General features: G+C 46.8%; 5 protein-coding genes. 2 read left to right on the top strand and 3 right to left on the bottom strand.

Annotation, left to right across the window (positions count from 1 at the left end; translation table 11 throughout):
- The first annotated feature begins 302 nt into the window (after positions 1 to 302).
- Both RIG66_RS25255 and RIG66_RS25250 read left to right on the top strand, forming a co-directional pair.
- Positions 303 to 1,304, top strand: a complete 1,002-nt coding sequence (locus RIG66_RS25255) for a sensor histidine kinase (RefSeq protein WP_446381514.1) — start codon at positions 303 to 305, stop codon at positions 1,302 to 1,304.
- A gap of 346 nt (positions 1,305 to 1,650) precedes the next feature.
- Positions 1,651 to 3,333, top strand: a complete 1,683-nt coding sequence (locus RIG66_RS25250; RefSeq protein ID WP_446381512.1) for an EAL domain-containing response regulator — start codon at positions 1,651 to 1,653, stop codon at positions 3,331 to 3,333.
- Between the two features lie 85 nt (positions 3,334 to 3,418).
- Here the strand turns inward: RIG66_RS25250 and RIG66_RS25245 are convergent, their stop codons facing one another.
- The 3 genes from RIG66_RS25245 to RIG66_RS25235 form a co-directional block, all read right to left on the bottom strand.
- Positions 3,419 to 3,808: an endonuclease domain-containing protein gene (locus tag RIG66_RS25245; protein ID WP_446381510.1), complete on the bottom strand. Its 390-nt coding sequence runs from the start codon at positions 3,806 to 3,808 to the stop codon at positions 3,419 to 3,421.
- Positions 3,809 to 3,913: 105 nt separating this feature from the next.
- A complete protein-coding gene (locus RIG66_RS25240; protein ID WP_446381509.1) occupies positions 3,914 to 5,065 on the bottom strand; it encodes an FHA domain-containing protein in 1,152 nt (383 codons plus the stop codon).
- A 505-nt stretch (positions 5,066 to 5,570) separates the two neighbouring features.
- Entirely contained in the window at positions 5,571 to 7,220 is a 1,650-nt protein-coding gene (locus RIG66_RS25235) for a SpoIID/LytB domain-containing protein (protein ID WP_446381507.1), read from the bottom strand.
- Positions 7,221 to 7,287 lie beyond the last annotated feature (67 nt).

Below are 7,287 nucleotides of genomic sequence, written 5' to 3'. Positions count from 1 at the left end.
ATGAATAGGTGAGGTGAATGGTGGTAGGTGTGAGGTTTTTTCGCCTCCAACAGACAATTCCATCCTGACACCCGACACCCGACACCCGACACCCGACACCCTTGCTCAACCGAGCTTTCACCTTAAGTTGACACCAATGGGGTAAAACCCGCCCCTACAACAGACGTTCCAGCTCCCCCAGCTTCCCCAGCTCCCCCAGCTTCCCCAGCTTCCCCAGCTCCCCCAGCTTCCCCAGCTTCCCTTGCTTCCCCAACTCCCCATCCTCAAAGTTAAACTGGTAGCATCTCAATCACTAACCTGAGATGCAAACGATCGCGATTACTCTTACGGATGACCATTGGCTGAAGTTGCAGGATATAGCAACTCGCCTGGATATTTCTCCTGAAACCTTGATTGTGATGGGTGTTGAGCAGATCCTCACTCATACGCCATCTTCAACATCAGCGTCAGCACAACAACTACAAGAGAGTCTCTCGAAACACCCTCAACTCACGTCAGCAATGGACAAATCTCAGCCAGCAGACGCCGAAATTCTGAATGCTTTAGCTCAAGAAAAACAACGGGGAGACTTAAAATCTCAGGTTCTATCCATCACTGCTCATGAATTCCGTACCCCTCTGACAACGATTCTGTCTACGGCTGAATTGTTGGAACATTACCAATGGACAAAAGCGGAACAAGTGGAACAGTTGCATCTGATTCAGGAAACAGTACAACAAATGCTGCAATTGCTGGAAAATATGCAGCTTGTCGGTACGGCTGATGGGGAACAACTCCCCTTTACTCCCGCACCTGTGGAACTTCATGACTTTTGTCAACGGTTAGTCGATCAAATTCAGCAGGGTTTAACTCTCAAACATTTAACCAACGACGAGAATCAAGCCTATACCCTCACCTTTGTCAGTCAAGTGACGTGTTTACCTGCAATGGTGGATGAAAAACTGATGCGACAAATGCTGTCTAACTTGCTATCCAATGCGATTAAATACTCTCCGGTGGGCGGTACGATTCGATTCAACCTAGCCCGTGAGGGAGAGAATGCTTGCTTTGAGATTCAGGATCAGGGAATTGGTATCCCGTTAGAGGATATACCCCACCTGTTTGATTTTTTCTATCGGGGAAACAATGTGGGCGCGATCGCGGGGACAGGATTGGGGTTAGCGATTGTTAAGCAATGTGTTGATCTGCACCAGGGACAAATTGATGTTACCAGTGACGTTGGCGTGGGTACAACGTTTACGGTTCGCTTACCCTTAATCAGCGATCGCCAGGGAAAAATGCCAGCATCAGCAGACTGGGATTAGAGAGTAGAATTGAGACTCGCGCCTTTTTCCTGAAAACAGCGACAACTATCCACATTTGGGGTCGTAAACAATTACAATTAACCCTCAACTATTTTCTCTACAAAAAGAAAAAACAGTAACAAATATCAATGAATTTCTATGGGTTTTAACTGTTTAATTTTAAAATACTGTACATAACCATCAACGAACATCTAAGTCATCATTTTTCCTGGCTTCGACAAGCCCAAAATTTCACCAGGATTGGGTTCTACCCCCTAACTTCTAACGTGTTCAACAGGAAAGCGATAATACTCGCCTCGTTTTCCAACTTGCTCCCATTGGGCGAGATATCCAGCGAGCTATAGTCATGACGACGATTTTAGTAATTGAAGACGAAAAAGCCATCCACAGGAATCTACTTAAACTACTGAATGCGGAAGGATTCGAGACGCTCAGTGCCGATAATGGTAAAATCGGTGTAAATTTGGCTCAAACCAAACAACCTGATTTGATTATCTGCGATATCCTGATGCCAGGATTGGATGGTTATGGTGTACTCCATATCCTACAACAAGACTCCTCAACGGCGACGATTCCCTTTATTTTCCTCACCGCCAAGACAAAACAGGCGGATATGCGCCAGGGGATGACATTGGGGGCAGATGATTACGTAACCAAGCCCTTTACTCGCGCCCAAATCCTCAGTGCGATCGAGGCGCGATTACAAAAGGTAAAATTACGCCAACAGCAGTCTATCATCAATCCCAATCTGCCCAATCGTCGGTTACTCCAGAAACGCTTTCATCAGCTAGAGAAACCGGGAAATCAGGGTAAACTCCAGATTTTCCTGTTGTCGTTGGAGATTGAACAACTCAACCAACTGAACAATACCCTAGGACTTGCCATTGGTGATCAGTTACTCCAAGCCGTTGTCGAACGCTTAAACCGTCAGTTAGGACAGCAGGATGCGATCGCTCAAATCGGTAGTGATCATTTTATCATTCTCTTGAGTCGAAATTATCACAAACCTGAGAGTATTCAAATTGTCGAAACCTTGTTAAAGACGTTTGATTTGCCGTTTCAGGTAGACTCTGATCAAATCTTTCTCTCTGCCTACATTGGTATTGCTATTTTAGGACGTGATGGTCGAGATCTCGACACTCTGATTAGACACGCTAGTGTCGCCAGAGAAGAAGCCAAACAACTGGGAAATCGTCGCTATCAATTTTATATTGCTTCCATTGGTGCCAAATCTCAAGAAGCGTTTGAGCTAGAAATCCAAATGCGTCAAGCCCTAGAACGGCAGGAGTTTCAGCTTTATTATCAACCGAAAGTCAATCTGCTCACCGGACAAATTGAAGGGGCGGAAGCCTTAGTGCGCTGGAAGCATCCCCAACGGGGGATTATTTCACCTGTTGAGTTTATTCCCTTAGCCGAAAAAACCGGGCTAATTGTGCCACTAGGCGAATGGGTACTTAGACAAGCCTGTCAGCAAGCCAGAATCTGGCAAGATCAGGGGATTTATCCCTTACGAATTGCCGTGAATTTATCACCTCGTCAGTTTAATCAATCTAATTTAGCTAATTTCGTCGTAGACATTCTCCAGGAAACAGGATTGAAGCCCCAGTATTTAGAATTAGAACTAACCGAAAGTACATTAGTGCAAAATCCAGACACCGCTATCGCGACGTTAAAGCGATTTAAGTCTTTAGGGATTCGTATTTCTATCGATGATTTTGGCACAGGATATTCAGCATTAATTCAGCTAAAAAATTTTCCCTTTGATGTTTTAAAAATTGACCGTTCTTTTGTCTGTAAAGTAACTGAAGATAGCCGCGATGAAGCGATTACAAAAGCCATTTTAGAAATGGCTCGTAGTCTCAAGTTAAAGGTTGTCGCCGAAGGAGTAGAGACGCTCAGTCAATTGAATTTTCTCAAAGGACATCACTGTGATGAAATCCAAGGGTATTGGTTTAGTCCGCCCTTATCAGCCGAAGCCTTTGCCGAGTTGCTGAGTACGGGAAAAAAGTTTCCTCCATTGTCAAGTTGAATGGATTGATAAAATAAAACCTCTGTGTTTTAATTCACGTCCTTTTCATCCCACAGGCGTTTAAACATCGCGTCAGCTTCTGAATTTATAACGTCCCCTGAGATGGACAAGAGGCAACCTGACGAATTGTCTCTAAAACCACCTCCAGATTAGTCATAACGTCTTGATTTTGGCAGCGAATTACTCGATAACCATAAGCTTCTAAATGTTTTGTCCTTGTTGTATCATAATCCTGTTGTGAGTCATGAATTTTACCATCAACTTCAACAATCAGTTTGCACTCTGGGCAGTAGAAATCGACGATAAAATGCCCAATAGGATGCTGACGGCGAAATTTTAAGCCATTGAGTTTTCGTCCTCTCAAGGCTTGCCATAGTTTTTGTTCTGCTGGAGTCTGAGTTTGACGAAGTTGCTTGGCGGCTGCTTCGATTTGAGATGTTGTTCCTCGGATTCTCGCCATTGTGTCAGCCCTCATCCCCTAACCCCTTCTCCCAAGCTTGGGAGAAGGGGAACCGGACTATTGTAATAATTTCCTTTCAGTTTACTACAAATTCAGATGTGCAAGATTTGACTGTTTTATTTATCCGACTCCCCCTCTCCCAGACTTGGGAGAGGGGGCTGGGGGGTGAGGGCGAAACGTCCATTCCTGATTGCCAATGCGGATACTATTCCCTGGCGTTAGGGTACAAGGTTGATGGGGAGTAAGCCGTTGTCCATTAACAAATGTCCCATTAGAACTACCCACATCAATTAACTGGTATTGGATTTGACCCTGAGCGTCTCTGGATTGGGTAATCTGAGCATGATAGCGGGAACTTAACCCATCATCCAGAACCAAAGTATTATTCGGTTCTCGTCCAATCGTGCAGGTGCTGGCGGATAAATTGAATGTCGCACCTGATGCGTTGTGGACTAGATGCGCCTGTACTCCACTAGCGGGTTGGGCAATTATCGTGGGCGCTAATACGGGTTTATCTCTTACAGGTAGATTTGCTGGGGATTCTTCGGCGCTGGGTAAGGAATTGGGTTGAGGGGAAGTGCCAAAAGCGGCAGGGTTCCCATTGGAGGACTGTGGTGCAACAATATTAACGTGCTGTATAGGCGGTGGGGGGATAACGGGACGACTGGCTTCGGCGATTTGCATCTTTAAGGCGGCTTCGTGTTCCGCTTCCTGTCTGGCGCTCATTCCTTCGACTTGACGAATGATTCCCCTCGTCTGGGGGAAGTTGATATCACTGACTCGCACGTCTTCTAGGGCAAAGCCTAGGGAATAGGATATCTCGGCATGGTCAAGTAGGTATTGTCGGATATGGACTCGTCCCTGGTTAACTAATTGTTCCATCCGCAATTGACCTACAGCTACCCCTAAACTATCTTTTACCGCACTCGTGAGGGCTGCAATTGGATCTGAGAGTTCCAAGGCGACTCGTCTTGCATCTACGACTTGATACATGACGTTGAGGGAGATATTAATCAAATATTGGTCACGGGATAAGAAATCTCCTTGGGAGACGATTTCTAGGTTGCGAATCTTGCTATCCACCAGAACCAGTTCACATTGTTCGAGAAGGGGTAAAGCGAAGCTGAAATGACGCCCCGGTTTCAATTTGCGGACAAATTTCCCATTTTTGACCAACAAACCTGTATAACCTGCGCCGATAAAGTCCATACTCCACCCAGCCCAACGTTCTGGGTTTAGCGTTTGGATAAGGGGGGAAGTGGTGCTAGACATGAGCGGTTCGTGAGATAAAAGGAATGGGCAGGTTATGTATTTTTAGACTAACAAAGCTTTGCCGGATTCCGGCATGGCAATGATGACGGGATGGGTAGCCGTTCGGTTTCGGGTTCGCTCCCCGCTGAGTATCGCCTATTACCAGAAAACATTGTAGGGGCGACCCGCCCACAATTTACACCGCCCAGCCATTCATTGGATCGGGTCGCCCTCCAGAGGATATCAGTTATTAAAAACCCATACAAAATAGCGAGCGAGACGCTCGCACTACCACTGTTTACCGTTCTCTATTCCCTGTTCTCCTTTCCCTATCTTCACCACAATCCCAACCTTTAATTAGCTGACCCGCGTACATAAAAAGGGCGAGTCGAGATAGGTTAATTCTCACACCGCCTGACTTTGTGCAGCGACTCGCCCCTACAATACAATATTTAGGTGAAAACTCTCTATCTGTTAGTCCGCGATCGCTTGCAGGAGGAAAACCGGATTCAACCGGATAGGATATTTATTTACTATTCCCTGGTTCTTGCCAAAAAACAATGGAATCACTTAAGGGTTGAACTTGGGTTCCCGGATAGTAAAACGTGAGAATGTCCTCCCCTGACCAACCAAGATTCGCTAAGTTATAGGAACCATATTGGCTCAAACCAACGCCATGTCCAAAGCCGCCGCCAACATAAGCATAGCCTTTCAGGGTTTTATCCTCTTTATTGCTACCGTAAAGTGGTTCAAGGTAAAAGAGGGTACTGCGAGGGGGATAAAAGGCACTACGGATTTCATTTTTCTGGAGTTCAACCACACCCTTATCTGTTTGCACATCCAGTTTGAGGATGCGTCCGGCGGGCGATCGCTTGACGACTTGCATCTGTTGGATGGTGGTAAACTCGGCTAGGGGATGTTTGATTCGTTCCAAATAGCGCCGCAAATCTTTCTGAATTTGTTCCAGGGAGTTTTCTACCCGCCACCGGAAGGGAGATCTGCCACTTTCATTGAATCCTTCTTTCAAGTTAATGAATTCGCGGAAGTATTGTTCATTCCCTAAAGGCTTCTCAGATAAGTCCCAAATCGGCTGGGGCGAGTCAATCACGGCTTTTAAATACGGACGTTCTGACCCATTCCAGGAATCACTAAAGGGCGCGGTGACACCGCCAGAGGTGGAGGAATATAAGGCGTCTACGAGCTGATTATTATAAGTTAAGACTAGCCCCTGAGTTTTCGCGATCGCGCGATCCGCTGTGGGAACGGTTCCTGTGAGTCCGCGATAGACTTGGCAATGGGTATTTGCACAGAGTTGGTATTTGTCTGCTGTAAATCGACGCAGATTGCGGAGGGCGTAGGTGCGAGCAATAATGGTTTGTGCTTCTACTGCTGCGTATGGTGCCCCTGGTCCAATTTCATGGGGGACAACACCACGCAGATAGGTTTCTAAGGGAACGTCATTCACCAGGGTGTAAGTCCCGTAAGCATTGGGCTGGATTTTCAGACTTCCTGCATACAGACGTGGGTTGCGCTTATCTTCACCGCGAATCACCTGGATTAAATCATTCTCCGAGTCAATCTCTATCCATTGGCGATTATACCGATAGCCATCCACCACAAATGACACTCGCGGCACTTGGGGGAGGACTTGACTTTCTAGTCTAACTGTGCTGTACCCTTGAGCTTGGAGACTTTGCAGCAACAGGCGTCGCAGCAGGGGCGTCTGATAGACATCCCGTTTCGCCCAGACTTGCCAGCGTTCCGGCTGCACCACTTCCACCTGAATCCCCCGTGAACGCCACTGATCCGCCGCATCTTCTGCGGTTTCAAAGGTGGCGTGATCGCTGAGGACTAGATGTTCAGCTAAAGCGGGTTGGGATAAGGGTTGCGTCGCCACCTCCAGTGTCACCTGATCAGTTTCCAGAGTTTGGGGTTGCATATCCCCTGCCAAGAACCGCAAACTCAAGCTATCCCCAGGTGTCGCTTTTAGGGTCAGTTCGTCGGTGGGTTCTGAGCCAAAACGCTGCACCACACCCACTTTCAGGTTTACATCCTCCGCTTGAGCTGGTTTACTTCCAGAGAGTCCCCAAAAACATAACGCGATCGCGCAGGCTTTCAGGACATTGGGGATTGATGATTTGTGATTGGGGATTAGGGAAGAGTTTTTCGTCTGCATGATACCAAGTTACATGTTGTAGGTTGGGTTAAGGGACGAAACCCAACTTATTATTTCAGCGTTGACA

This window comes from Coleofasciculus sp. E2-BRE-01, from assembly GCF_040221695.1.
Lineage (GTDB): Bacteria > Cyanobacteriota > Cyanobacteriia > Cyanobacteriales > Coleofasciculaceae > Coleofasciculus.
Note: the sequence above shows the minus strand (reverse complement) of the source record. Positions and strands in the feature narration are given on the sequence as shown.

What these genes read in the sequence shown, in the direction of transcription:
- RIG66_RS25255 (WP_446381514.1), top strand. Translation starts at nt 303, where the DNA reads ATGCAAACGATCGCGATTACTCTTACGGATGACCATTGGCTGAAGTTG.
- RIG66_RS25250 (WP_446381512.1), top strand. Translation starts at nt 1,651, where the DNA reads ATGACGACGATTTTAGTAATTGAAGACGAAAAAGCCATCCACAGGAAT.
- RIG66_RS25245 (WP_446381510.1), bottom strand. Translation starts at nt 3,808, where the DNA reads ATGAGGGCTGACACAATGGCGAGAATCCGAGGAACAACATCTCAAATC.
- RIG66_RS25240 (WP_446381509.1), bottom strand. Translation starts at nt 5,065, where the DNA reads ATGTCTAGCACCACTTCCCCCCTTATCCAAACGCTAAACCCAGAACGT.
- RIG66_RS25235 (WP_446381507.1), bottom strand. Translation starts at nt 7,220, where the DNA reads ATGCAGACGAAAAACTCTTCCCTAATCCCCAATCACAAATCATCAATC.